Source organism: Peribacillus sp. P4_D6 (assembly GCF_056401795.1).
On sequence record NZ_JBFUIQ010000353.1, the window covers coordinates 1 to 1,014 of the forward strand.

General features: G+C 44.5%; 1 protein-coding gene and 1 pseudogene. One reads left to right on the forward strand and one right to left on the reverse strand.

The features are described from left to right. Positions 1–39 precede the first annotated feature (39 nt). Complete coding sequence (gene cobA, locus AC1DVB_RS27505) at positions 40–810, forward strand: uroporphyrinogen-III C-methyltransferase (RefSeq protein ID WP_239861280.1); 771 nt, start codon at positions 40–42, stop codon at positions 808–810. 14 nt (positions 811–824) lie between these two features. Here cobA and AC1DVB_RS27510 read toward each other — a convergent pair. Then, a pseudogene (locus AC1DVB_RS27510) lies at positions 825–1,014 on the reverse strand (hypothetical protein); the annotation flags it as partial.

Sequence of the window (1,014 nt, forward strand, 5' to 3'; positions counted from 1 at the left end):
AATCACATTTCATGACTAAACAACAAAAGGGGATAAAGGATGGAAAAAGGTAAGGTCTATATTGTTGGTGCCGGACCTGGTGATCCGGACTTAATTACTGTCAAGGCAATCAAATGCATCGCGGCAGCGGATGTCATCTTGTATGATCGATTGGTAAATCGTGAATTGCTTTCATACGGCAAACCTGAAGCTGAATACATTTATTGCGGTAAAGCGCCTGGTATACATTGTGTCCCTCAAGAGGACATTCATCAATTGTTAATAAGTAAATCAATGGGGAGAAAAACGATTGTTCGTCTAAAAGGGGGAGATCCTTTCATTTTTGGCCGTGGCGGTGAGGAAGCTGAAGTGCTGGCAAAGCACGGAATTCAATTTGAAATAGTCCCTGGAATCACATCTGGAATCGCTGCGCCAGCTTATGCTGGAATTCCCCTGACTCACAGGGAATGGGGGAGTTCCTTCGCAATTGTCACAGGACACTGCGTGACCGGCAAACCTGATAACATCAACTGGCATCATTTGACACATGGTGTTGACACCATTGTTATTTATATGGGTATGAAAAACCTTCCATATATCTGTAAACAATTACGCTCCTGCGGAATGAAGCCTGAAACTGCCATTGCAGTCATCGAACAAGGAACGACGGGTTTTCAACGRACTATTACAGGAACAATCGATTCAATAGTGGCAATCGTTACAAGAGAGCAGGTTGCCAATCCCGCCATGATCGTAATAGGAGAAGTGGTGAATTTATCCGGGAAATTATCATGGTTTTCCGAGAAAACAAAAGATAAGGAGTTCGCTTAGAAAGGAATGATTACCTAAAAAACTTTTACTGTAATGAACCGGAAAACGGACATGAAAGTCATCATGTCTTCAGTTTTTTTGCTTGTACAAATTTGGACGTTGATTTCCACTTCAGGCAACTCGCTTTCCGCGGGCGGTCCGGAAGCCTCCTCGGCGCCTTTGCGCCTGCGGGGTCTCCCTTGGACTCGCTTTTCCCGCAGGAGT